21 protein-coding genes and 1 riboswitch are annotated in these 21,193 nt (G+C 74.5%); of the genes, 19 read left to right on the forward strand and 2 right to left on the reverse strand.

Annotated elements, in window-relative coordinates:
- The first annotated feature begins 46 nt into the window (after window positions 1–46).
- Both NHH00_RS01065 and NHH00_RS01070 read left to right on the forward strand, forming a co-directional pair.
- On the forward strand, window positions 47–274 hold the full coding sequence (locus NHH00_RS01065; RefSeq protein WP_253049387.1) for a helix-turn-helix domain-containing protein: 228 nt from the start codon (window positions 47–49) through the stop codon (window positions 272–274).
- Complete coding sequence (locus NHH00_RS01070) at window positions 271–1,542, forward strand: type II toxin-antitoxin system HipA family toxin (RefSeq protein ID WP_374613780.1); 1,272 nt, start codon at window positions 271–273, stop codon at window positions 1,540–1,542. Before NHH00_RS01065 ends, NHH00_RS01070 begins: the two co-directional genes overlap by 4 nt.
- 139 nt (window positions 1,543–1,681) lie before the next feature.
- Here the strand turns inward: NHH00_RS01070 and NHH00_RS01075 are convergent, their stop codons facing one another.
- A complete protein-coding gene (locus NHH00_RS01075; protein ID WP_253049391.1) occupies window positions 1,682–2,287 on the reverse strand; it encodes a GNAT family N-acetyltransferase in 606 nt (201 codons plus the stop codon).
- A gap of 52 nt (window positions 2,288–2,339) precedes the next feature.
- Between NHH00_RS01075 and rpe the strand changes: the two genes are divergently transcribed.
- The 8 genes from rpe (at window position 2,340) to NHH00_RS01115 (ending at window position 9,021) form a co-directional block, all read left to right on the forward strand.
- Complete coding sequence (gene rpe / locus NHH00_RS01080; RefSeq protein WP_087472032.1) at window positions 2,340–3,008, forward strand: ribulose-phosphate 3-epimerase; 669 nt, start codon at window positions 2,340–2,342, stop codon at window positions 3,006–3,008.
- A gap of 218 nt (window positions 3,009–3,226) precedes the next feature.
- Window positions 3,227–3,350, forward strand: a riboswitch (FMN riboswitch).
- Window positions 3,351–3,508: 158 nt separating this feature from the next.
- A complete protein-coding gene (gene ribD, locus NHH00_RS01085) occupies window positions 3,509–4,633 on the forward strand; it encodes a bifunctional diaminohydroxyphosphoribosylaminopyrimidine deaminase/5-amino-6-(5-phosphoribosylamino)uracil reductase RibD (RefSeq protein WP_253049393.1) in 1,125 nt (374 codons plus the stop codon).
- Complete coding sequence (locus NHH00_RS01090; protein ID WP_253049395.1) at window positions 4,633–5,268, forward strand: riboflavin synthase; 636 nt, start codon at window positions 4,633–4,635, stop codon at window positions 5,266–5,268. The genes ribD and NHH00_RS01090 overlap by 1 nt, the downstream gene beginning before the upstream one ends.
- 53 nt (window positions 5,269–5,321) lie before the next feature.
- Entirely contained in the window at window positions 5,322–6,701 is a 1,380-nt protein-coding gene (gene ribB, locus NHH00_RS01095; protein WP_253050702.1) for a 3,4-dihydroxy-2-butanone-4-phosphate synthase, read from the forward strand.
- A complete protein-coding gene (ribH, locus tag NHH00_RS01100; protein ID WP_253049397.1) occupies window positions 6,698–7,165 on the forward strand; it encodes a 6,7-dimethyl-8-ribityllumazine synthase in 468 nt (155 codons plus the stop codon). Before ribB ends, ribH begins: the two co-directional genes overlap by 4 nt.
- A 73-nt stretch (window positions 7,166–7,238) precedes the next feature.
- Window positions 7,239–7,502 (forward strand): phosphoribosyl-ATP diphosphatase, encoded by a 264-nt coding sequence (locus NHH00_RS01105; RefSeq protein WP_024839663.1) that lies wholly within the window; start codon window positions 7,239–7,241, stop codon window positions 7,500–7,502.
- Window positions 7,503–7,611: 109 nt separating this feature from the next.
- Window positions 7,612–8,466 carry an ATP phosphoribosyltransferase gene (gene hisG, locus NHH00_RS01110; protein WP_253049399.1) on the forward strand — a complete coding sequence of 285 codons (855 nt, stop codon included), beginning with the start codon at window positions 7,612–7,614 and terminating at the stop codon, window positions 8,464–8,466.
- Between the two features lie 60 nt (window positions 8,467–8,526).
- Window positions 8,527–9,021 carry a PH domain-containing protein gene (locus NHH00_RS01115; protein WP_253049401.1) on the forward strand — a complete coding sequence of 165 codons (495 nt, stop codon included), beginning with the start codon at window positions 8,527–8,529 and terminating at the stop codon, window positions 9,019–9,021.
- 95 nt (window positions 9,022–9,116) lie between these two features.
- Here the strand turns inward: NHH00_RS01115 and NHH00_RS01120 are convergent, their stop codons facing one another.
- Window positions 9,117–11,027, reverse strand: a complete 1,911-nt coding sequence (locus NHH00_RS01120) for a DEAD/DEAH box helicase (protein ID WP_253049403.1) — start codon at window positions 11,025–11,027, stop codon at window positions 9,117–9,119.
- 400 nt (window positions 11,028–11,427) lie between these two features.
- Between NHH00_RS01120 and NHH00_RS01125 the strand changes: the two genes are divergently transcribed.
- The 9 genes from NHH00_RS01125 to NHH00_RS01165 all read left to right on the forward strand — a co-directional run bounded on the left by NHH00_RS01125 (window position 11,428) and on the right by NHH00_RS01165 (window position 21,168).
- Window positions 11,428–12,054: a CDP-alcohol phosphatidyltransferase family protein gene (locus tag NHH00_RS01125; protein WP_253050704.1), complete on the forward strand. Its 627-nt coding sequence runs from the start codon at window positions 11,428–11,430 to the stop codon at window positions 12,052–12,054.
- Window positions 12,051–13,022 (forward strand): DUF881 domain-containing protein, encoded by a 972-nt coding sequence (locus tag NHH00_RS01130; protein WP_253049405.1) that lies wholly within the window; start codon window positions 12,051–12,053, stop codon window positions 13,020–13,022. Before NHH00_RS01125 ends, NHH00_RS01130 begins: the two co-directional genes overlap by 4 nt.
- Window positions 13,019–13,351, forward strand: coding sequence for a small basic family protein (locus tag NHH00_RS01135; protein WP_021483549.1), 333 nt, complete (start codon window positions 13,019–13,021; stop codon window positions 13,349–13,351). Before NHH00_RS01130 ends, NHH00_RS01135 begins: the two co-directional genes overlap by 4 nt.
- Window positions 13,348–14,769 carry a DUF881 domain-containing protein gene (locus NHH00_RS20910; RefSeq protein ID WP_253049407.1) on the forward strand — a complete coding sequence of 474 codons (1,422 nt, stop codon included), beginning with the start codon at window positions 13,348–13,350 and terminating at the stop codon, window positions 14,767–14,769. The genes NHH00_RS01135 and NHH00_RS20910 overlap by 4 nt, the downstream gene beginning before the upstream one ends.
- Window positions 14,770–14,946: 177 nt before the next feature.
- Window positions 14,947–15,429, forward strand: coding sequence for an FHA domain-containing protein (locus NHH00_RS01145; protein ID WP_047234767.1), 483 nt, complete (start codon window positions 14,947–14,949; stop codon window positions 15,427–15,429).
- Window positions 15,426–16,187, forward strand: a complete 762-nt coding sequence (gene ftsR, locus NHH00_RS01150) for a transcriptional regulator FtsR (protein ID WP_253049409.1) — start codon at window positions 15,426–15,428, stop codon at window positions 16,185–16,187. Before NHH00_RS01145 ends, ftsR begins: the two co-directional genes overlap by 4 nt.
- A gap of 109 nt (window positions 16,188–16,296) precedes the next feature.
- Complete coding sequence (locus NHH00_RS01155; RefSeq protein ID WP_024839673.1) at window positions 16,297–16,770, forward strand: bifunctional nuclease family protein; 474 nt, start codon at window positions 16,297–16,299, stop codon at window positions 16,768–16,770.
- Window positions 16,771–16,982: 212 nt separating this feature from the next.
- A complete protein-coding gene (locus NHH00_RS01160) occupies window positions 16,983–17,573 on the forward strand; it encodes a MerR family transcriptional regulator (RefSeq protein WP_253049411.1) in 591 nt (196 codons plus the stop codon).
- Between the two features lie 196 nt (window positions 17,574–17,769).
- The gene (locus NHH00_RS01165) at window positions 17,770–21,168 is read left to right on the forward strand and encodes a pyruvate carboxylase (protein ID WP_253049413.1); all 3,399 of its coding nucleotides are present in this window, start codon (window positions 17,770–17,772) and stop codon (window positions 21,166–21,168) included.
- Window positions 21,169–21,193 lie beyond the last annotated feature (25 nt).

The following is a 21,193-nucleotide window of genomic DNA, read 5'->3' on the forward strand; positions in this document are numbered from 1 at the left end:
GTGTCATGATAGTCGGACATAGTTCGCTGGCAGGAGGGAAGACGCGATGACAGGACACTGGACGGGCGCCCGGAGCGCGCGCGACATCGGCGCGGCCGTCCGCAGGGTACGGCGAGCGCAGGGCATCACTCAGGCGGAGCTCGCCGACGACCTCGGAATCACCCGCCAGTATCTCTCCGAGCTCGAGAACGGCGTCGACAACCTCTACATCACCCGGCTCTTCGAGGTCCTCGACCACCTCGACATCTCCCTCCGCCTCGAGGACCGATCGTGAGACGGGCCGAGGAGCTCGACCTCTGGCTCTACGGGACTCACGCCGGGCGCTTCACGCGACGACGAGACGATCGCGTCGACCTCACATGGACAGACGAGGCCTACGAACGGTGGGGGATCGGCGCGCGAACGCTGTCCCACCTCCTCCCGATGGAACCCGACGAACCACCACACCCCGCCCGGGCCACCGCATGGCTCGACGGGCTCATGCCCGAGGGCCGCGCCCGCGACCAGATGGCCATGGAAGCCGCCGTCGACCCCGAGGACCACCTCTCGTTCTTCACGGCGTACGCAGGCGACACCATCGGAGCCGTAGAGCTGCGCCCTCCAGGCCAAGCCGGCCATCGATCCGTTCCCGCCGAACGGCTCGACGACGCCGCGGTCGCCAGGCTCCTTCGAGAAGGCGTCGCGCGATTCGGCGGCGTCGGACGAAGCAAGCACCTCACCAGCTCCCTGCCCGGCATGGAACCCAAGATCACCCTCCTCCACGACGAGCACGGCTGGGCCCGCCCCCACGGATCCGCCCCCACCACCCACATCCTCAAGGTCGCCCGCCCCTCCGACTCACCCACCGCCGACCTCGTCAACACCGAAGCCGCCGCCCTCGACCTCGCCCGCCGCGTCGGCCTCACCACCGTCGACGCGCACGTCACCGAGTTCGACGGCGAACGCGCCATCGTCGTCACCCGCTACGACCGCATCCCCGACCCCCGCGAACCCAGCGGCACCGCCCGCCTCCACCAGGAGGACGCCGCCCAGGCCCTCGGCATCAACACCCGCGACCCCGAACGCAAGTTCCAGCACGGACGCCGCTTCCCTTCCCTCGCCGCCATCGCCCGCACCCTCCGCGACGACGGCACCCGCCCCGACCCCCTCCTCGCCCTCACCACCTTCAACCTCGCCCTCGGCAACACCGACGCCCACGCCAAGAACATCTCCGTCCTCCGCCACGCCGACGGCACCGTCCGCCTCGCCCCCGCCTACGACGTCTCCATGCACCTCCACCACGACCACGCCTCCCGCGTCTTCGCCATGGACGTCGCCGGAGAACGCGACATGGACCGCCTCACCGCCGACCACCTCGTCACCGAAGGCACCACCTGGGGCCTGCCCCGACGCCGCGCCCAGCGCGCCGTCGTCCAGACCCTCGACGCACTCCTCGCGGCGCTCGCGGACGTCGACCGCGACGCCCACCCCGGCGTGAGCCGCCACGCCTGGCGCACCGTCGAGCAGCGCACCACCGACCTCCGCCGAGGCATCCTCGCCTGATCCCGGCTCGCCGAGGTAGAGCCCTGGTCGTGCCCGACGGCACGACCACGCCTCTACCTCGACCGACCACGCCTCTACCTCGACCGACCACGCCTCTACCTCGGCGCGTCGGGCGGGCTGTGAGGGTCTCGTCGCCGGGTCAGAGGGAGCGCTGGAGGAGGATCGTGTCGACCCAGCGGCCGTGCTTGAAGCCGACGGCGGTGAGGCGGCCGGTCTCGACGAAGCCGAAGCGCCGGTGGAGGGGGAGCGAGCCCGCCGCCTCGGGGACGTCGGCGACGACCGAGACGACCTGCCGGACGCCTGCGGCGACGCACGCGTCGAGCAGCGCGCCCAGCAGCGCGGTGCCGATCCCGTGCCCGGTGTGGTCGGGGTCGAGGTAGATCGTGTCCTCGGCGGTGTGTCGGTACGCGGGCTTCGGGCGCCATGCGGACGCGTAGGCGTAGCCAGCGACCACCGGGTGGCCCGTGCCGTCCGGACCTGGCGGCCCGTCGACCTCGGCGACGAGGAACGGCAGGCCGCGAGCGGTGACGTCGTCGAGCTTGCGCTCCCACGCGGGGACGTCCCAGACCTCCTCCTCGAACGTCACGCACGTGTCGCGGACGAAGGGCGCGGCGATCGCGGCGACGCGGCCGAGGTCGGCCCGCGTGGCGGCGCGCACCCGGACGCCCGCGGGGACCGGTGTCGGCCCTGTCGGCCCTGTCGGCGCAGGTGGGCGTCGGGTGCCGGGGGAGGGGAGGCTGCTCACGGGACGAGCCTACGAGCGTCGGGGGCGGGCGGAGGCACCCTAGGCTGGAGCCATGGCAGCCCTCATCGCACCGAGCATCCTGTCCGCCGACTTCGCGAACCTCGAGCGCGACCTGAACGCCATCTCGACGGCGGACTACGCGCACGTCGACGTCATGGACAACCACTTCGTGCCGAACCTCACGCTCGGGCTGCCGGTGTTCGAGCGCCTGGCGCAGGTGTCGCCGGTGCCGATCGACGCGCACCTCATGATCGAGGACCCGGACCGCTGGGCGCCGGCGTACGCGGAGGCGGGTGCCGCGTCGGTGACGTTCCACGCCGAGGCCGCTGCCGCCCCTGTGCGGCTCGCACGCGAGCTCCGGCGCCTCGGGTCCCGTGCAGGCCTCGCGCTGCGCCCTGCGACGCCCGTGGAGCCCTTCCTGGACCTCCTGGCGGAGGTCGACATGATCCTCGTCATGACGGTCGAGCCGGGCTTCGGCGGGCAGTCGTTCATCGACGGGACCCTCCCGAAGATCCGACGGGCGCGCGAGGCCGTGAGTGAGTCCGGGCTGGACGTGTGGATCCAGGTCGACGGGGGAGTGTCGCGCTCGACCATCGAGCGGGCGGCCGACGCGGGGGCCAACGTCTTCGTCGCCGGGTCGGCGGTGTACGGGGCGGAGAGCGTACCGGGTGAGATCCAGGCGCTGCGCGAGCTGGCGGAGGCGTCGGCGCACGCCCACTGACGGCGACCGGCCGAGAGGGAGCCCGCACCTCGGGTCTCCCCCTCTCGTAGCCACAAAAATAGTGTGCCAAGCGGTCATGACGACCCCCACCTACCGAGGCCGGTCACCACACAGCACGGAGGGAAGGGGTCGTTCGGTCACGTCTGCTCGGCAGGCGGACAGGCAGGCCCCGGGGAATGCGCGAGTAGCATGCTCGGTTGGAAGCAGCAGTACGCACGAACGTGCTCCGGGGTCGGTGCAATTCCGAGCCGGCGGTGACAGTCCGCGACCCGCGCCCACGCGCGGTTGACCTGGTGGAACTCCAGGACCGACGGTGACAGTCCGGATGGGAGGAAGCACGTGCGGCGCGGCCACGCCTGGGCGTGGTGCTCCGGCGACCCGTCGGAGCCCCCGTCCGTGACGGCGACGGCCTCGCCGTGGTGAGCGACGCCGTCGGGCCCGTCCAGGCCTGACCCGCCGCCCGCCCTCACCCCGGAGCACGCGTGCCCGGGAGGAGGACGATGGGCGAGCACCCCAGGACCCTGACGATCGACGCCGCGATGACGCGCGCGCTCGAGCTCGCGGGACGCGGACCCGCGCACGGACCCAACCCCCGGGTCGGCTGCGTCCTGCTGGGGCCCGCCCCGCACGGCCCTGCCCTGCCCGACGGCGCCGCGCCGGACTCGGTGGACCCGCACCCGCGGCCGGTCCTCGCCGAGGGATACCACCGAGGTGCGGGGACGCCGCACGCCGAGGCCGCCGCCCTCGCGGACGCCCGGGCGCGCGGCGTCGACGTCACCGGCGCGACCGCCGTCGTGACGCTCGAGCCGTGCGCCCACACCGGCCGCACGGGGCCGTGCGCGGACGCGCTCGTGGCCGCGGGGGTGGCCGAGGTCGTGCACGCCGTCGACGACCCGAACCCCGTGGCGACGGGTGGTGCGCACCGCCTGCGCGCGGCCGGGGTGCGCGTCGTGCGCGGCCTGCGCGCCGCCGAGGGCGAGGAGCTCCTCCGGGTGTGGCTGACGTCCGTGCGACGCGGTACGCCGTACGTGACGCTCAAGACGGCGACGACGCTCGACGGGTACGTCGCGGCCGAGGACGGCACGAGCCGCTGGATCACCGGGCCGGCGGCCCGCGAGCACGCGCACCGCGTGCGCGCCGAGGTCGACGCGATCGTCGTCGGCACGGGCACGCTCCTCACGGACGACCCGGCGCTCACCGCACGGGTGCGCACGCACGACGCCGCGAGCGCCGAGGCCCTCGCGGCGCACCAGCCCCTGCGGGTCGTCGTCGGGCTGCGGGGGATCCCGCCGGCGGCGCGCGTGCGCGGGGAGGGCGGCGAGCTGCTGCACCTGCTGACGCGCGACGTCGGGCTGGTGCTGGAACGGCTCGGGGAGCGCGAGGTGCGGCACGTGCTCGTGGAGGGCGGCCCGACGCTCGCGACGGCGTTCCTCGCGGCGGGCGTGGTGGACGAGCTGCACGCGTACGTGGCCCCGGTGCTGCTGGGGAGCGGTCGGCGGGTCGTGGACAGGCTGGGCGCGGCGACGATCGCCGACGCGCACCGGTTCCGCACGGTCGAGGTGAGGCGGGTCGGGGACGACGCGCTGGTGGTGTCCAGGACGAGCACGGAAGGACGGGTCGGCTGATGTTCACGGGGATCGTGGAGGAGATCGGGAAGGTTCGGGACGTCGGGTTCCCGGGCGGCGAGGGAGCGGATGCGGTGCTCACGGTGGAGGGGCCGCTCGCCACGTCGGACGCGGCGCCGGGGGACTCGATCGCGGTCAACGGGGTGTGCCTGACGGTGACGGGCCTGGGCGGCGACGGGTCGTTCACGGCGGACGTGATGCCGGAGTCGCTGCGCCGGACTGCCCTGGGCGACCTCGTGGTGGGCTCGCCGGTGAACCTGGAGCGTGCGGTGCGGGCGGATGCGCGGCTGGGGGGTCACGTGGTGCAGGGTCACGTGGACGGTGTGGGGACGCTGGTGAGCCGCGACCCGGGCGAGCGCTGGGACGACCTGGTGTTCTCGGCACCTGCGGGCTTGACGCGGTACGTCGCGGAGAAGGGCTCGATCGCGGTGAGCGGGGTGTCGCTGACGGTGACGCGGGTGGACGGCGAGACGTTCGGCGTCTCCCTCATCCCGACGACGCTCGAAGCGACGATCCTCGGCGGGCTCGTTCCGGGCGACCGGGTGAACCTCGAGGTGGACGTGCTCGCGAAGTACGTCGAGCGCCTGCTCCAGTCGGGTTCCGGTGCCGGCACCACCTCCGGGAGCGCGTCGTGACGGGCGGACGCGCGCCGTCCGCGAGCGCCGCCGTGCCGGAGGGGTCGGGGGGCGTGCGCCTGGGGTCGGTCGAGGAGGCGCTGGCGGAGATCCGGGCGGGGCGGCCGGTGCTGGTGGCGGACTCGCCGGACCGGGAGAACGAGGCGGACGTGGTGTTCGCGGCGCAGGGGGTGTCGGCGGAGTGGGTGGCGTGGACGATCCGGCACTCGTCGGGGTACCTGTGCGCGCCGATGCCGGCGGCGCGGGCGGACGCGCTGGAGCTGCCGTTGATGGTGCCGCACAGCCAGGACCCGCGGCGCACGGCGTACACGGTGACGGTGGACGCGGCGACGGGGGTGACGACGGGGATCTCGGCGGAGGACCGGGCGCGGACGTTGCGGGTGCTCGCGGACCCGGCGTCGGGTCCGGTGGACCTGATCCGGCCGGGGCACGTGCTGCCGTTGCGGGCGGTGCCGGGGGGTGTGCTGCACCGTGCGGGGCACACGGAGGCGGCGGTGGACCTGGTGCGCCTGGCGGGGAGGGGCGAGGTCGGGGGCATCGCGGAGCTGGTGCACGACGACGGGACGATGATGCGGCTGGGGGACGCGGCGGCCCTGGCGGAGCGTGACGGGCTGGTGCTCCTCACGATCGCGGACCTGGTGGCGTGGCGGCGCGTGCACGATCCGGCACGGGCGGCGGCTGTGGAGGTGCCGGACCGTGAGGCGCTGGCGCGGCGGGTGCACCGGACCGCCTCGGCGGATCTTCCGACGGCGCACGGCCGGTTCCGCGTGATCGGGTACCGGGACCTGCGGACGGGTGCGGAGCACGTGGCTCTCGTCCCTGCCGTCGACCCGGTCCGTACGGCGGACCGCGATGAGGTGGGTGCGGAGGCCGCGAGCGCCGTCGGGCCCGACGGCGTCCCGGTGGTGCGGGTGCACTCGGAGTGCTTGACGGGGGACGCGTTCGGGTCGTTGCGGTGCGACTGCGGTCCGCAGCTGCAGGCGGCGATGGGGCGGGTCGCGGCGGAGGGCGGCGCGGTGGTGTACCTGCGGGGGCACGAGGGGCGTGGCATCGGGCTGCTGGCGAAGATCGGGGCGTACGAGCTGCAGGACGCGGGTCTGGACACGGTGCAGGCGAACCTGGAGCTGGGGTGGCCGGTGGACCGCAGGGAGTACGGGGCGGCGGCGGCGATCCTGGCGGACCTGGGGCTGTCGCGGGTGCGGTTGCTGACGAACAACCCGGCGAAGGTGACGGGGCTGGTGGCCTCGGGCATCGAGGTGGTGGGGACGGAGCGGATCGAGGTGGGTCACGGTGAGCACAACCGGGCGTACCTGGTGACGAAGAAGGTAGCGATGGGTCATCTGCTGGACACGGTGGCGGTCCCGGACGGGGCTGCCCGGGGAGGGCCGGACGACGGGTCCGGTGCCGAGGAGTCGAAGGAGGACGAGGGATGAGCGGGGCAGGTGCGCCGTCGATCAGCGTGGACGGGTCGGGGCTGCGGGTGACGGTGGTCGCGGCGAGCTGGCACACGGAGGTGATGGACGGGTTGCTGGCGGGTGCGCGCCGGGCGTTGGCGGCGGCGAACGTGTCGCACGTGAGCGTGGTGCGGGTGCCGGGGTCGTTCGAGCTGCCGGTGGCGGCGGCGCGCGCGGTGGAGCACGGCGCGGACGCGGTGGTGGCGCTGGGGGTGGTGATCCGTGGGGGGACGCCGCACTTCGAGTACGTGTGCCAGGCGGCGACGTCGGGCCTGACGGACGTGAGCGTGCGGACGGGCGTGCCGGTGGGGTTCGGCGTGCTGACGTGCGACGACGAGCAGCAGGCTCTGGACCGGGCGGGCCTGGAGGGGTCGCGCGAGGACAAGGGCGCGGAGGCCGCGGAGGCGGCGGTCGCGACGGTCGTGGCGCTGCGCGACCTGTGACGGGGGCGGTCGGGGCGTGCCCGCTGGGCGGACCGCGCCCCGGCCCTGCCCGGGCGGCGGATACCCTGGGCGCGTGAAGACGTTCGAGTCCCTGTTCGCGGAGCTGTCCGAGAAGGCCACGACGCGACCTGCCGGTTCCGGCACGGTCGCGGAGCTGGACGCCGGCGTGCACGCGATCGGGAAGAAGGTGGTCGAGGAGGCCGCCGAGGTCTGGATGGCCGCCGAGTACGAGGGCGACGTGAAGACGGCGGAGGAGATCTCCCAGCTCCTCTACCACCTGCAGGTCCTCATGCTGGCGAAGGGTCTGAGCCTGCAGGACGTGTACGAGCATCTGTGAGCGGCCGTGCCGGTGAGCGTCCCCGCTCCCGGCCGCGAGCGCCGCTCGCCCCTCGCACGTCCCTGCTGTTCCCCGCTCCTTGCCCGATCCCCTGAACGAAGGTCCTGTCATGCTGCGTATCGCCGTCCCCAACAAGGGGTCCCTGTCCGAGCCCGCCGTCGAGATGCTGCGCGAGGCGGGGTACCGCCAGCGTCGTGACTCGCGCGAGCTGGTGCTGGCCGACCCGGACAACGATGTCGAGTTCTTCTTCCTGCGCCCGCGCGACATCGCCGTGTACGTGGGGTCGGGCACGGTCGACGTGGGGATCACGGGCCGCGACCTGCTGCTGGACTCGGGCGCGGACGCGGTGGAGCACATGCAGCTCGGGTTCGGGGGGTCGACGTTCCGGTACGCGGCCCCGGCGGGCACGGTGACGTCGCTGGAGCAGGTGCAGGGGCTGCGCGTCGCGACGTCGTACGAGGTGCTGGTCGAGGGGCACCTGCGCTCGCACGGGGTGGAGGCCACGGTCGTGCACCTGGACGGCGCGGTGGAGTCGGCGGTGCAGCTCGGGGTGGCGGACGTCGTCGCGGACGTCGTCTCGACGGGCACGACGCTGCGGGGCGCGGGCCTGGAGGTGTTCGGCGACCCGATCCTCGTGTCGGAGGCGGTGCTGATCCGTCCGCGCGCGGTCGCGGAGGCGGACGTCCCGGCGGGGGTGGAGGTGCTGAGCCGGCGCCTGCAGGGCGTGCTCACGGCGCGCCAGTACGTCCTCATGGACTACGACGTGCCGGTGTCGCTCGTGGAGCGTGCGGTCGCGATCACGCCGGGCCTGGAGTCGCCGACGGTGTCGCCGCTGCACGACCGCGACTGGGCGGCGGTGCGGGCGATGGTGCGTCGCGACCAGACGAACCAGGTCATGGACGCCCTGTACGACGTGGGTGCGCGTGCGATCCTCGTCACCCGGATCCACGCGTCCCGCCTCTGACACCGCTCGCCCCGGGGCGCGGCGCCGGTGGGCGTCGTGCGGGTGTGAGACGGTGGCGGCATGAGCACCGACCCGTTCCCTGATCCTGGCCTGCCGGGGGAGCGCCACGACGACCCCTACCGGCCGTTCCGGCCCCGGTTCGGCCTGGTGTCGGCGTGGGCGACGGGTGTCGTCGTGGTCGGCGGGTGCGTCGTCGTCGGGCTGTCGGCGACGGGCCCGCTCGGCACGTCGTGGGTGAACCGCCTCTCGCTGGCCGCGTTCGCCCTGTTCGCGGCGTGGCTGCTGTGGCGCCTGGGGGGCGTGCACGCTGTCCCGACGCGCGAGGGGCTGCGGGTGCGCAACGTCATCTACACGCGTGAGCTCGAGTGGGCGCAGGTCGTGTCCGTCCGGTTCGGCTCCGGCGACGCGTGGGTGCGCCTGGACCTCGCGGACGGGTCGACGCTCGCCGTCATGGGGATCCAACGGGCCGACGGCGCGCGCGGGGACGCGGAGGCGCGCCGCCTGGCGGCACTGGTCCAGGCGCACGGCGAGGCGCACGAGGGCCCGCGGACCTGACGCGCGACGGCACAGGGGCAGAACACGGACGGCCCCGGATCCAGCGGATCCGGGGCCGTCCCTCTGCTCGCGTCGCCGACGGCGACGCGGGTGCGTCAGTACGCCGTGCGATGACGGGGCTTGCGCTCGCCCCGGTCGTCGGCGCGGTCGAAGCGGTCGCGACGCTCGTCGCGACGGCCCGACGGGCCGTGACCGCCGCGCGGGCCGCGCGAGGCGGGCGCGCCCTCGTCCACGCGGATGCGCAGCGCCTTCCCGGCGACCCGGGCACGGGAGATGCGGTCCATGGTCTCCGCGTCGAGCGGCGCGGTGATGTCCACGAGGGAGAACGACGGGAAGATGTCGATCTTGCCGACGTCCGACCCGGCCAGGCCGGCCTCGTTCGTCAGCGCGCCGACGATCCCGCCGGGCATCACGCCGTCCTTGTGGCCCACGGACAGGCGGTAGCGGGTCCCGACGGCGTCGCGGCGGATGCCGCGCGTGCCGTCGCCCTCGCGGCGGCCCGACGCGCGCTCGCCGCGCGGGCGCTCGCCCGTGCGCTCGGTGCGGCGTGCCTTCGCCTGCTCGCGCGCGGCGGCGCGCTCGGCCTCGAACCGCTCCTGCTCCTCGCGGGCGCGGGGGCCGTCGTCGCCGACCGCGAGCGCCGCCATGGCCGCCGCGAGGTCGACCGGGTCGACGTCGTGCTCGGCGAGGAAGGTGCGCACCATGTCGGCGTACATGGACAGGCGGCCGGCCTCCTGGCGGGCCGGGACCTGGCCGAGGAGGGTGCGGACCTTGTGCGCGGACACGTCCGCGGGGGAGGGGATCTCGATCTCCTGCAGCGGGGTGCGGGTCGTGCGCTCGATGGCGCGCAGACGGCCCCGCTCGTGCGGGGTGACGAAGCTCAGGGCCTCGCCGGTGCGTCCGGCACGGCCGGTGCGGCCGATGCGGTGCACGTACGCCTCGGGCTCGCCCGGCAGGTCGAAGTTCACGACGAGGCCGATGCGGTCCACGTCGAGGCCGCGCGCGGCGACGTCGGTCGCGACGAGGACGTCGAGCGCGCCGGAGCGCAGGCGCTCGACGATCTTCTCGCGCTCCTTCTGCGCGACGTCGCCCGAGATGGTGGCGGCGGAGATGCCGCGCTCGACGAGCGCGGACCCGACCTCCTCGGCGGCGCCGCGCGTGCGGGTGAACACGATCGCGGCCTCGGCGTCGGAGGTGGCGAGGACGCGCACGAGCGAGCCGGTCTTGTGCCGGAACGGGACGACGGCGTACGTCTGGCGCACGCTCGTCACCGTGGAGGACTGGCGGGCGACGGCGACCTCGACCGGGTCCGTGAGGTGCTCGTTCGCGACGCGGCGGATCGGGGCGGGCATCGTCGCGGAGAAGAGGGCGACCTGACGCTCGCGCGGGGCGCGGGAGAAGATCGTGTCGACGTCCTCCGCGAAGCCCATGCGCAGCATCTCGTCAGCCTCGTCGAGGACGAGGAAGCGCACGTCGTCGAGCACGAGGGTGCCGCGCTCGATGTGGTCGATGACGCGCCCGGGCGTGCCGACGACGACCTGCGCGCCGGCCGCGAGCGCCCGCTGCTGCGGCTGGTAGGGCGAGCCGCCGTACACGGCGACGACGTCGACCTTGGGCAGGTGGGTCGCGAAGGACTCGACGGCGTCGGCGACCTGCATGGCGAGCTCGCGCGTCGGGGTCAGGACGACGGCCTGCACGCGGCGCAGGGACGGGTCGATCGCGGCGAGCAGCGGGAGGCCGAACGCGGCGGTCTTGCCGGTGCCGGTCTGCGCGACGCCGGTGATGTCGCGGCCGCCGAGGAGCGCCGGGATGGCCTCGGCCTGGATCGCGGACGGGGTGACGAAGCCGAGGTCGGCGACGGCGCGCTCGAGGGGAGCGGGCAGGCCGAGGTCGGCGAAGACGGGACCGGCGGGAGCGGCCGGCTCGGGGCGCGTGCGCTCCGCGCGCTCGGGGGCGTCGGCGGACTGGTCGAGGGCGTGCGAGGGCGCGAGGACGTCAGCAGTCATGAAGGGGTGAGGACCGTTCGTTTCGGGGTGTGGAGTGGCGTGCGGTCACCAGGACGGTTCTCGCAGGTCGCACTCCCGAACACACCAGGCCGGCCACCAGGACGATCAGGGACGATCGAGGGGGACGGCCGCTCTCACGGACACACGCGGGACGAGCGACGAACTCCAGAGGTGTGCCCATCCTACCGGAGGTCACGGCGGGCCGGCGGGCCGGCCCCGGTGACCTCCCTCACCGCGGCCGCCACCCGGTCGCCGGTCACGACGGACGAAACGGGTGATTTCCGCCCGCGGCGGGCGCCGCGCCGCGAAATGAGGGCCCGGGTGCGCGGGCCCGGTACGTAGGATGGTCCGCGCGCGGCAGGTCGCCGCGACGGCGCGACGTGAGCACGGGGCGGTGGGTGTGTCAGCAGGGCAGCAGGTCAGCTCCCGCGTCCTGACCGTCCCGAACGTCATCAGCCTCCTCCGGCTGCTCCTCGTGCCCGTGTTCGCGGTCCTCATCGTGCGCGGCGACGACGTGTGGGCGCTGGTCGTGCTCGCGGTGTCGGGGGCGTCGGACTGGCTCGACGGCGTCCTCGCGCGGCGCCTGGACCAGGTGAGCCGCCTCGGGCAGATGCTCGACCCGGCCGCGGACCGGCTCTTCATCCTCGTCACCCTCCTGGGGCTCGCGTGGCGCGACGTCGTGCCCGTGTGGCTCGTCGTGGTCATCGTGGGACGCGACCTGCTCCTGGCCGGTCTCCTGCCGCTGCTGGCGCGTCACGGGTACGGGCCCCTGCCGGTGAGCTTCGCGGGCAAGGCCGGGACGTTCGCGCTGCTGTACGCGTTCCCGCTCCTGCTCCTGGCCGAGATGCCGGGCTGGCTGGGCGACGTCGCCGCGGTCACCGGGTGGGCGTTCACCTGGTGGGGCGTGGGGCTGTACTGGCTCGCGGGCGCGCAGTACGTGCTGCAGACCCGTTCGCTCGTGGTCCGCGACCGGGCGGCCGCCGCGGAGGGCGACGAGACCGGCACGACGACGCGGGAGGCGCCGTGAGCGAGAACCGTCAGGACCCGGGCGGCGCCGCGCGCCGCGCCCCCGTCGACGCGTCGATGACGCTCCTCAACGAGGTCATGCACCGCCCGCTCGACCCCGGGTACGCGGACGCCGCGGCACGCCGAGCCGCCGGGCAGGCGCCGCACCGTGGTCGCACCGGCACGGTGGTCCTCGTCGCCCTCGCGGTCGCGCTCGGGGTCGTGACGACGGCGGCGGCCGTCGAGCTGCGCGCCCCGCAACCGGGCGTCATCGCGGCGCGCGAGACCCTGGAGCAGGAGATCCTCGACCGGCAGGGCGCCGCCGAGGAGCTCGCCGCCCGCGGGGCGGAGCTGTCCGCGGAGATCGAGCAGCTCCAGGGCGCGGCGCTCAGCGGCGCGAGCGCCGACGTGCTGCAGGGACTCCAGGCGGAGGGCGCGCTGACCGGCACACAGGCGGTCGAGGGCCAGGGCGTCGTCGTCACGCTCGACGACACGAGCGGCGGCCTGTCCTCCGACACCGTGGACTCGAGCTCGCTCGTGCACGACTCCGACCTGCAGCGCGTCGTCAACGCGCTCTGGGCCGGCGGCGCGGAGGCGGTCGCGATCAACGACCAGCGACTCACCGGGCTCTCGGCGATCCGCTCCGCCGGGGACGCGGTGCTCGTCGACCTGCAGCCCCTCGTCGGCCCGTACCGGGTCGAGGCGATCGGGGACCCGGACGCCCTGCGCACCTCGCTCCTGCGCTCCGGCACGTCGGACTACCTGCAGATCCTGGGCACCCAGTACGGCATCCGGTCGAGCGTGACGACGCAGAGCCGCCTCGACCTGCCCGGCCGGCCCGCGCCCACGCTGTTCTTCGCGAAGGCCCCGGCGGCGACCGTAGACTCCGACACGCCCGCCGGGAGCACCGACGGCACGACGGACGGCACGACCGACGGGTCCGGGACGGGCCCGGAACCGCACGAGACAGGGCAGGAGATCGTCGAATGATCGCAGTCGTCGGACTGGTGGTGGGCATCGTCGCGGGCCTCGTCCTGCAACCCACCGTGCCCGTGTCGCTGCAGCCCTACCTGCCGATCGCCGTCGTGGCCGCGCTCGACGCGCTGTTCGGGGGCCTGCGGGCCCGGCTCGACGGGCTGTTCGACGACAAGGTCTTCCTCGTCTCGTTCCTCTCGAACGTCGTCGTCGCCGCCCTCATCGTCTTCCTCGGCGACCAGCTCGGCGTCGGGAGCCAGCTCTCCACCGCCGTCGTCGTCGTGCTCGGCATCCGCATCTTCTCCAACGCCGCCGCGATCCGGCGCCACATCTTCAAGGCGTGAGCGTGACCCGCGACCCCCAGGACCCGCGTGACGCGGCCACCGACGACGTGACGCCGGACCCCGCCCCGGACGACGCCCACGAGACCACGGACCCGACCGCCCGGCGGACCACCGACGACGCCGCGACCGCCCGGCCGTCCCCCGCGGGCCCGGACGAGGGCGCCGTCGAGGCGGACAGCGAGCCCGAGCGTCAGCCCGAGGGCCCGGAAGAGCCCGCCGTCGCGCACGCGGGTACCGGCGAGGCGGTCGACGGCGCGCCGGACGCGACCGGCGTCGAGGACGACGCCCCGACCGACGGTTCCGCGCGCGAGCCCGACGCCGCTCCCGGGGCAGCGGACCGGGACACCGACCAGGACGACGCGATCGGCGACGGCTCCTCGGTCGACGACGACGAGCGCGGCGAGCCCTCCGCGGCCGCGACCCCCGTGACGGGCGAGGAGCCCGAGGACGACCCGACCGGCACCGCACCGCCGGAGAACAGCGACGAGGGCCCGGAGACCCCGGACCGCGCCCCCCTCGCCGCGGCCGACGCACCGGCCGACGCACCGCACCCCGCCCCGCCGCACGACGACACGACCACCGGGGGCGGCACCACCGACAGCCCCGCCAGCACCGACGCGTCGACGCCGGGGGAGCCGCCCGCGACGACCGGGACGATCGGCGCCGTGGGCCGCCACGGCGCCCCCACCCGGCCGGAACCGCGGGGGCTGCGCGGGCTCGGCCGCGCGCTGCGCCCCCGCGCGTCCCGGTCCCAGATCGTCGTCGGCGTCCTGTGCGCGCTCCTCGGCTTCGCGCTCGTGGTCCAGGTGAGCCAGACGCAGGAGGACCAGCTCTCGTCCCTGCGCCAGAGCGACCTTGTGCGCCTGCTCGACGACGTCACGCAGCGTTCCGGCGAGCTCGAGGACCAGGTCTCCTCGCTCGAGTCGACGCGCGACGAGCTGCAGTCGGGGTCCGGGCGCGAGCGCGCGGCCCTCGAGCTCGCCGAGCAGCAGGCCGAGACGCTCGGCATCCTGTCCGGTCGGCTCCCCGCGGAGGGCCCGGGCGTCGAGATCGAGGTCGTCGAGGGCGCGGAGGCGCTCGACGCGTTCTCGCTCTTCAACGTGCTCGAGGAGCTGCGCAACGCGGGCGCGGAGGCGATGGAGGTCAACGGGGTCCGCCTCGTGGCGAGCAGCTACTTCGAGGACTCTGCCGAGGGCGTCGTCGTCGACGGGCAGACGATCTCCTCGCCGTACCGGTGGAACGTGATCGGTGACCCGTCCACGCTCGAGACGGCCCTCGAGATCCCCGGCGGCGCGATGGCGTCGCTGCGCGCCGACGGTGCGCGCACGACGATCACCCAGCAGGACCGGGTCGAGGTCGCCGCGACCGTCGAGCCCGCTGCGCCGCAGTACGCCACCCCGGTCCCGGCCGACGAGTGACCGCGGCTTCCCGCATCCCCGCAGGCCGGGGTAGGTTGGGACGACCGTGGGTCGCGCGCACCGCGTGACCTGCGGGTGTAGTAGTTTTCGAGCACGATTCCCGCGCGGCGGGGCCACGGCCCCGCGGTGCGGTGTTCCGAGGTCGAGCACGACGTGCGTGAGCCCCGAGGAGGCGAGATGAGTGTCCCAGGCGGTCCTGAGGTGCCGAACCGGGCGGGTAGCGACACGACGGTCAGCTTCGGCCGGATCGAGGCCCCGATCGAGGAGGGCGTGCAGCCCGGCGGCCTGAGCCCCGAGGAGCACGCCGCGGTCGCGGCCCTGCCGCGCCACTCCGCCCTGCTCATCATGCAGCGCGGTCCCGGGCAGGGGTCCCGCTTCCTCCTGGACGCCGAGCGCACCGTCGCCGGCCGGTCGGAGCGCGCGGACATCTTCCTCGACGACGTCACCGTCTCGCGCAAGCACGCCGAGTTCGTGCGCGAGGGCGAGCACTTCCTCGTGCGCGACGTCGGGTCGCTCAACGGCACGTACGTGAACCGCAGCCGCATCGACGCCGTCGCGCTCTCGACGGGCGACGAGGTGCAGATCGGCAAGTACCGGCTCACGTTCCACGCCAGCCCGCACGCGGGGGCACCGGCGGGCGGCACGGCCCCCCGGTCGTGAACGCCTCGACGGGCGCGGCGCACGCCACGGTCCCCGAGCCCTCCGACCGCACGGAGCCGTGGCCGCAGGGCATCTCGCGCCGCGCGACCATGCGCATCTCCGACGTGCTGCGCGCGCTGCGGGCCGAGTTCCCGAACGTCAGCCACTCCAAGCTGCGCTTCCTCGAGGAGCAGGGCCTCATCGAGCCCGTGCGCACCGCGTCGGGCTACCGCCAGTACAGCCCCGCGGACGTCGAGCGGCTGCGGTTCGTGCTCGTCGAGCAGCGCGACCGGTACCTGCCGCTCAAGGTCATCAAGGAGCGCCTCGCCGCGCTCGACGCCGGCACCGAAGTCGAGGTCCTCGCCCCGCGCCTGGCGACGAACGACGGCGAACCCGGCTCGGCGACCGTCCGCCAGCGGTACACGGTGGACGCGCTCGTGTCCGCGGCGGGGGTGGAGCGCGACCTCGTGGAGGGGCTCATCGAGGCCGGCGTGCTGCGCCAGGCGCCCGGAGGCCAGCTCGACGCGCGCTCGCTCGACGTGGTCGTGCTGGCCGCCGGCCTGTCGGAGTACGGCATCGAGCCGCGGCACCTGCGCTCCCTGCGCACCGCCGCCGACCGGCACGTGAGCCTCGTGCACCAGGTCGTCTCCCCGTGGCGCGGGCAGCAGAGCGCGTCCGCCCGCGCCCACGCCGGCACTGTGGCCTCGGAGGTCGGGGAGCTGTGCGCGCAGCTGCACACGGTGTTCGTGCGCCAGGGGATCGACGACCTCACGCGCTGACCGTCGCACCGGTTCCCCGGTCCCGCGAGGCACCCGGACGAGACGGGCCCCAACCCCTGCCGGATGCCGGTGGGCGACGTACCGTGGAGTGGTGAGCGACGACGTCCCGATGGTCCCCGTCGAGGTGCTGGGGGTCCGTCAGCAGCAGCGCGACCAGGAGATCGTGGTGCTGCTGCTCGACGACGCGTCCGAGCTCGTCGTGCCGATCGTCATCGGACCACGGGAGGCGAGCGCGATCGCCATGGCGCAGGCAGGCCTGCCGACACCGCGGCCCATGACCCACGACCTGCTGCGGGACCTCCTCGACGCCGTCGGGGTGCGCCTGGAGCGGGCGGAGATCGTCGCGCTCGACGGCGGCATCTTCTTCGCCGAGCTGGTCCTGAGCAACGGGGTCCGGCTCGACTCGCGCGCCTCGGACGCCATCGCCGTCGCGGTGCGCACCGGGAGCCCGGTGCTGTGCTCGGCGGAGGTCGTCGCGACGGCGGGGGTCGAGGTCGTCGACGTCGCGCAGCAGGAGGAGGTCGAGAAGTTCCGCGACTTCCTGGACCACGTCCAGCCGGAGGACTTCTCGGTGGACGAGTAGAGGGCGGTCCGCGCGGGACGGGCCGACCGTCGGGCGAGGACCAGCCCTCCGGACACAACGGACAAGGCAGACGTTCGACCTCAGGTCGAGGGTTGGGCGGCCGGACCGCCGGACGTGCGGGCGCGACACGCCCGCACGCTCGGGTCGTCGGTCGTTGACGACCCCCGACGGCGCCCATAGCGTGGTCGTGGACATCACCCCAGGAGGCGACAGTGAACAGCAGCGGTGAGGCGAGCGTCGGTGCCGGCGCGGCAGTTCCCCACGGTGCGCAGGGCCTCCTCTTCGGGGAGGACATCACCGAGCAGGACACCACGACCGGCTACCGCGGCCCGACCGCGTGCCGCGCCGCAGGCATCACCTACCGCCAGCTCGACTACTGGGCCCGCACCGGGCTGGTCGAGCCCACCGTGCGACCCGCCTCGGGGTCGGGCTCCCACCGCCTGTACAGCTTCCGGGACATCCTCGTCCTCAAGGTCGTCAAGCGGCTCCTGGACACCGGGGTCTCGCTGCAGCAGATCCGCACGGCGGTCGAGCACCTGCGCGAGCGCGGCGTCGACGACCTCGCGCAGATCACCCTCATGAGCGACGGGGCGAGCGTGTACGAGTGCACGTCCCCCGACGAGGTCGTGGACCTCGTCCAGGGTGGTCAGGGCGTCTTCGGCATCGCGGTCGGGCGCGTGTGGCGCGAGGTCGAGGGCACGCTCGCCGAGCTGCCCACCGAGTCGCTCGACGACGAGGACGACACGACGGCGAGCCCGCAGGACGAGCTCGCGCAGCGCCGTCGGGCCCGCTCCGCCGGCTGACGACCGCGAGCGCCGCCGGCTCCTGAGGCGGGCGGGGAACACCGGGCCCGCCGAGGCCGGACGTCGTGACGCCCGGCTGTGGAGCACGTCACAGCCGGTGCGACGGCCTGCCCCGTGGGGCCGTGGGAGGATCGCCCGGTACGCGGCGCGTCACGCTCTCCCCGGCAGCGCCGCACGGTCGACGGATGGAGTGCCGGTGTTCTCGAAGGTCCTGGTCGCCAACCGCGCGGAGATCGCCGTCAGGGCGTTCCGCGCCGCCTACGAGCTGGGGGCCCGCACCGTCGCGGTGTTCCCGCAGGAGGACCGCAACTCCGAGCACCGGCTCAAGGCCGACGAGGCGTACCTCATCGGGGAGCCCGGTCACCCGGTGCGTGCGTACCTCGACATCGAGGAGATCGTGCGCGTGGCGCGGGAGGCGGGCGCGGACGCCGTCTACCCGGGGTACGGGTTCCTCTCGGAGAACCCCGACCTGGCGCGCGCGTGCGCGGATGCCGGGCTGACGTTCGTCGGTCCGCCGCCGGAGGTGCTCGAGCTCGCGGGCAACAAGGTGCGCGCGCTCAAGGCCGCGCGCGAGGCGGGGCTGCCGGTGCTCGCGTCGAGCGAGCCGTCGTCGGACGTCGACGAGCTCGTCGCGGCGGCGGACGCGATCGGGTTCCCCGTGTTCGTCAAGGCCGTCGCCGGGGGCGGCGGTCGCGGGATGCGCCGCGTGGACACGCGGGAGGACCTGCCCGAGTCGCTGGCGGCCGCGATGCGCGAGGCCGACGGCGCGTTCGGGGACCCGACGGTGTTCCTGGAGCAGGCGGTGCTGCGCGCGCGGCACATCGAGGTGCAGATCCTCGCCGACGGCGCGGGGAACGTCGTGCACCTGTACGAGCGGGACTGCTCGCTGCAGCGCCGGCACCAGAAGGTCGTCGAGATCGCGCCGGCGCCCAACCTCGACCCGGCGGTCCGAGACGCGCTGTGCGCGGACGCGGTGAAGTTCGCCCGGCACATCGGGTACCAGAACGCGGGCACGGTCGAGTTCCTCGTGGACACCGTGGGGGAGCGCGCCGGGCAGCACGTGTTCATCGAGATGAACCCGCGCATCCAGGTAGAGCACACCGTGACCGAGGAGGTCACCGACGTCGATCTCGTCTCGGCGCAGATGCGCATCGCGTCGGGGGAGACGCTGGAGGACCTGGGCATCCGGCAGGAGGACGTGCGCGTCAACGGCGCCGCCCTGCAGACCCGCATCACGACGGAGGACCCGGCGAACGGGTTTCGTCCCGACACGGGCCGCATCATCGCCTACCGCTCCCCGGGCGGGGCGGGGGTGCGGCTCGACGGCGCAACGGCGACGGCCGGGTCCGTCGTGTCGGGCCACTTCGACTCGATGCTCGTCAAGCTGACGTGCCGCGGCCGTGACTTCCCGACGGCGGTGGGGCGCGCGCGGCGGGCCCTCGCCGAGTTCCGCATCCGCGGCATCCGCACCAACATCCCGTTCCTGCAGGCCGTGCTCGCGGACCCGGAGTTCGTCGCGGGCAACGTCGCGACGTCGTTCATCGACGAGCGGCCCGAGCTGCTGGCCGCGCGCGAGAGCGCCGACCGTGGCACGCGCCTGCTCGCGTACGTGGGGGACACCACGGTCAACCGCCCGCACGGCGAGCCGCGGCGCACGACCGACCCCGCGACGAAGCTGCCCGCGGTCGACCTGTCGGTCGCGCCGCCGCCCGGGACGCGCCAGCAGCTCCTCGAGCTGGGCCCCGAGGGCTTCGCGCGCGCCCTGCGGGGCGAGCAGCGGCTGCGGGTCACGGACACCACGTTCCGCGACGCCCACCAGTCCCTGCTCGCGACGCGCGTGCGCACGCACGACCTGGCCGCCGTCGCGCCGTACGTGGCGCGGGCGACGCCGCAGCTGTGGTCGGTCGAGGCGTGGGGCGGGGCGACGTACGACGTCGCGCTGCGGTTCCTCGGCGAGGACCCGTGGGAGCGGCTCGCGACGCTGCGCGAGGCGATGCCGAACCTCGCGATCCAGATGCTCCTGCGCGGCCGCAACACGGTCGGGTACACGCCGTACCCGACGCGCGTCACCGAGGCGTTCGTCGCGGAGGCCGCGGCGACGGGCATCGACGTGTTCCGCATCTTCGACGCGCTCAACGACGTCGACCAGATGCGGCCCGCGATCGAGGCGGTGCGCGCCACGGGCACGACCGTCGCGGAGGTCGCGCTGTGCTACACGGGCAACCTGCTGGACCCGGCCGAGGACCTGTACACGCTCGACTACTACCTGCGCCTCGCGGACCGCATCGTCGACGCCGGCGCGCACGTGCTCGCGATCAAGGACATGGCGGGGCTGCTGCGCCCCGCGGCGGCGACGCGCCTCGTGACCGCGCTGCGCGAGCGCTTCGACCTGCCGGTGCACCTGCACACGCACGACACGTCCGGCGGTCAGATGGCCACGCTGCTCGCTGCGGCGGCCGCGGGCGTGGACGCGGTGGACGCCGCGAGCGCCGCCATGGCGGGCACGACGAGCCAGCCGTCGCTGTCGGCGCTCGTCGCGGGCCTGGAGCACACCGAACGGGACACGGGCCTGTCGCTGGCCGCCGTCGCGGACCTGGAGCCGTACTGGGAGGCGGTGCGTCGCGTCTACGCGCCGTTCGAGTCGGGGCTGCCCGGGCCGACGGGGCGCGTGTACGAGCACGAGATCCCGGGCGGGCAGCTGTCGAACCTGCGCCAGCAGGCGATCGCGCTGGGCCTGGGGGACAAGTTCGAGCAGATCGAGGCGATGTACGCCGCGGCGGACCGCATCCTGGGGCGCCTGGTGAAGGTGACGCCGTCGTCGAAGGTCGTGGGCGACCTCGCGCTGCACCTCGTTGCGGCGGGCGCGGACCCGGCGGAGTTCGCGGCCGACCCGCAGGCGTTCGACATCCCGGACTCGGTGATCGGGTTCCTCGGCGGCGAGCTCGGCGACCCGCCCGGGGGCTGGCCGGAGCCGTTCCGCTCGCGCGCGCTCGCCGGACGTGCCGCGCGCGGCGGCGTGACCCCGCTCTCGTCGGAGGACGAGGCCGAGCTCGCGCAGGCCGGGGAGGTGCGGCGCCGGCGGCTGAACCACCTGCTGTTCGCGGGCCCGACCAAGGAGTTCGAGCAGGTGCGCCTGGCGTACGGCGACGTGTCCGTGCTCGACACCCCCACGTACCTGTACGGGCTCGAGCCCGGCCAGGAGGTCGCGGTCGCGCTCGGCAAGGGCGTGCGCCTGCTGGTGGGGCTCGAGGCGATCGGGACGCCCGACGAGCGGGGCATGCGCACGGTGATGTTCACCCTCAACGGTCAGCTGCGCCCGATCCAGGTGCGCGACCGTGCGGTCGACGTCGACGCGCGCACGGCGGAGAAGGCGGACCCGTCGCAGGCCGGGCAGGTCGCGGCGCCGTTCGCGGGCGCGGTGACGCCGGTCGTCGTGGCCGGTGACGTCGTCGAGGCGGGGCAGACGGTCGCCACGGTCGAGGCGATGAAGATGGAGGCCGCGATCACGACGCCGGTCGCGGGCACGGTCCAGCGCGTCGCGATCGGGGCGGTGCAGCAGCTCGAGGGCGGCGACCTGGTCCTCGTCGTGGGCTGAGCGGTGGGCGCTCTCGTGATCGGGG

Origin of the sequence: Cellulosimicrobium cellulans (genome assembly GCF_024124905.1) — a bacterium.
Classification (GTDB): domain Bacteria; phylum Actinomycetota; class Actinomycetes; order Actinomycetales; family Cellulomonadaceae; genus Cellulosimicrobium; species Cellulosimicrobium cellulans_G.

Coding starts and splice junctions, on each gene's coding strand:
- NHH00_RS01065 (WP_253049387.1), top strand. CDS start 47: ATGACAGGACACTGGACGGGCGCCCGGAGCGCGCGCGACATCGGCGCG.
- rpe (WP_087472032.1), top strand. CDS start 2,340: ATGGCAGCCCTCATCGCACCGAGCATCCTGTCCGCCGACTTCGCGAAC.
- ribD (WP_253049393.1), top strand. CDS start 3,509: ATGGGCGAGCACCCCAGGACCCTGACGATCGACGCCGCGATGACGCGC.
- NHH00_RS01090 (WP_253049395.1), top strand. CDS start 4,633: ATGTTCACGGGGATCGTGGAGGAGATCGGGAAGGTTCGGGACGTCGGG.
- ribH (WP_253049397.1), top strand. CDS start 6,698: ATGAGCGGGGCAGGTGCGCCGTCGATCAGCGTGGACGGGTCGGGGCTG.
- hisG (WP_253049399.1), top strand. CDS start 7,612: ATGCTGCGTATCGCCGTCCCCAACAAGGGGTCCCTGTCCGAGCCCGCC.
- NHH00_RS01115 (WP_253049401.1), top strand. CDS start 8,527: ATGAGCACCGACCCGTTCCCTGATCCTGGCCTGCCGGGGGAGCGCCAC.
- NHH00_RS01120 (WP_253049403.1), bottom strand. CDS start 11,027: ATGACTGCTGACGTCCTCGCGCCCTCGCACGCCCTCGACCAGTCCGCC.
- NHH00_RS01135 (WP_021483549.1), top strand. CDS start 13,019: ATGATCGCAGTCGTCGGACTGGTGGTGGGCATCGTCGCGGGCCTCGTC.
- NHH00_RS01145 (WP_047234767.1), top strand. CDS start 14,947: ATGAGTGTCCCAGGCGGTCCTGAGGTGCCGAACCGGGCGGGTAGCGAC.
- NHH00_RS01155 (WP_024839673.1), top strand. CDS start 16,297: ATGGTCCCCGTCGAGGTGCTGGGGGTCCGTCAGCAGCAGCGCGACCAG.